Genomic DNA, 1,999 nt, shown 5'->3' on the forward strand with positions numbered 1-1,999 from the left:
CATGAAGCAACTAAGAAACGACATCCCCATCGTCTTAGGCAACAAGAAGCTCCCGAGGTCTACGGCAGTGTTGAACATCTGTCCGGCGTCTCTGTGTCCTTCGGCACTTCTTGGGTTCTGCCAGCTCAAGGACATATCGAGCTGCTATGCGCGCCAGGAGGAGCGGGTGTGGGCCAACACCTGCATCCCCTCGCGTTTCGCGATGCAAGCCTACTGGGACCGGAACGATGCCTGGTCAGTCGCCCGAGACCTGATCGCGTACAACGACACCAAGCGGACCAAGATCAAGGCGCTGCGAGTAAACGAGTGCGGGGACTTCCGGCACCAGGGAGACGTGGACAAAGCGGAAATGCTGGCCTACTATCTCTCGAAATCTGGTATAATTGTATACTGCTACACCGCCCGTCGCGACCTGGACTACTCGGACTGCGAGCACCTGGTCGTGAACGGGTCGGGGTGGCTGGCGCACAATAGATTCCAAGTGGCCTACAAGCTGACGAATCCGGAACCGGGCAAATGGCTGGCCGAGGACAAGGACGGAAACCAGGTAGAATGCCAGTACGTCTGCCCCGGAGACTGCCGAAAATGTTCCGTGTGCCTGCATCCCAGAAAACGTACAACCGCCGTGCTGTTGCACTAACGGTCTCTAAGAACTCCAGAGAACTCCGAGAAATCCAGAGAACTCCAGAAGGATAGCCAGGCAACGACGCCTGGTGCCTTCGACACTTAGAGACCGAAAGGATACCAACAACATGGGAGACGTAAAACTCAACCCCGAAGATGACTTCAACCCGGAGTCGCTTGAAAACGAAGAAACAGGGCTCGAACTGAGCCCGCAAACAACGGGCGCGCTGGCGGTTCCGGGAGAGGCGCGCTTCACGGCGACGCTTCGCCCAATCTACCTGTCCATCGCGCACGGAGTCGGCGGCCTGGCGCAGGAAGGCTTCACCCCCGGCCAGCTGGTGCTGGACAAGGAAGTCGTGGTCTACTCCCCTCCGACCAAGGGCAAGGAAGGCGGCGATCCCGCGATCGTCACTATCCTAAGCGCCGTGGAGTTCTGGAAGGAAGTGACCCAGTTCGGTTCTCCCGACCTGCCCAGGACCTGGGCGACCAAGCAGGAAGCGATCGCGGACGGGATGACGACGGAGTACCCTCCGTGGGGGAGCGGCGACCCGCTGCCCACCTGCCGGCCTGCGCTCAACCTCAAGCTCCTTGTGAAAGAGCCGGAGGACGTAGAGGACCGGGGCCGCTTCCTCATCGAAGCCAACGGAGCCTTCTGGGCGCCGTGCTCGATGATCGCGGACAAGGGCCAGTACAATGAAGTGATCGACCCGCTCACCCGGGCGTCCTTCACGCACAAGGCCACCGGGCTGTACAGCGCCACGTGGGCGCTGTCGACCCGCAACAAGCTGGTCAAGAGCACGGGCAACTACGTTTGGGTGCCCGCCATCAGGACCATCGGAACCAAGACGGAGGCGGAGGTCAAGGAACTTCTCGCCGCCATCGGACAATAAACCAACCGGGGCGGGGGCTCATCCAAGAGCCTCCGCCCTGCAACCTGGAGATCAAGATGGACATCACAAGTTCCCTGCTTCGCAAAGCCGCGGAGTTTCACAAGACGACAGACGGCGAGCGCTGCATCCGCGGCATGGCTCGTCATAAGATGGGGATCCGGTTCGTCACGCCTTCAGCGTACAAACTGCTGGAGCCGGAAGACATCGCGAAAACGTTCACCCGCTGCCCCGTGTGCGGACGCGTCTTCGATGACTAAGTACGAACGAGTGGCGGAATTGCAGCACGTCCTGTGGCGCAACCTGCCCAAGTACCCAAGCACCTTCGCGACCTGCCCCCGATGCGGCGAGCATGCCGGGCGGGGCGGGGGTCTGTGCTTCACCTGTGCGCAGGCTGAACTTCGGAAAGAGATCGGCAAGAGCCTGGCGGACAAGTACGCTCGGCGGATCCAGTGGGTCCGCGAGCTCGAGAAAGAAATAGACGAAAA

Annotated in this window: 4 protein-coding genes; all 4 read left to right on the forward strand. The window is 60.6% G+C overall.

The features are described from left to right. Positions 1–166 precede the first annotated feature (166 nt). A complete protein-coding gene (locus PLF13_14545) occupies positions 167–640 on the forward strand; it encodes a hypothetical protein (protein HOP08488.1) in 474 nt (157 codons plus the stop codon). A gap of 112 nt (positions 641–752) precedes the next feature. After that, positions 753–1,514 carry a hypothetical protein gene (locus PLF13_14550; GenBank protein ID HOP08489.1) on the forward strand — a complete coding sequence of 254 codons (762 nt, stop codon included), beginning with the start codon at positions 753–755 and terminating at the stop codon, positions 1,512–1,514. Positions 1,515–1,570: 56 nt separating this feature from the next. Then, positions 1,571–1,771 (forward strand): hypothetical protein, encoded by a 201-nt coding sequence (locus tag PLF13_14555; protein ID HOP08490.1) that lies wholly within the window; start codon positions 1,571–1,573, stop codon positions 1,769–1,771. Beyond that, positions 1,764–1,999, forward strand: a 236-nt coding sequence (locus tag PLF13_14560; GenBank protein HOP08491.1) for a hypothetical protein, incomplete at its 3' end; no start/stop codon positions are given. The genes PLF13_14555 and PLF13_14560, both read left to right, overlap by 8 nt.

The sequence above is a fragment of the Candidatus Zixiibacteriota bacterium genome, from assembly GCA_035380245.1.
Lineage (GTDB): Bacteria > Zixibacteria > MSB-5A5 > GN15 > FEB-12 > DAOSXA01.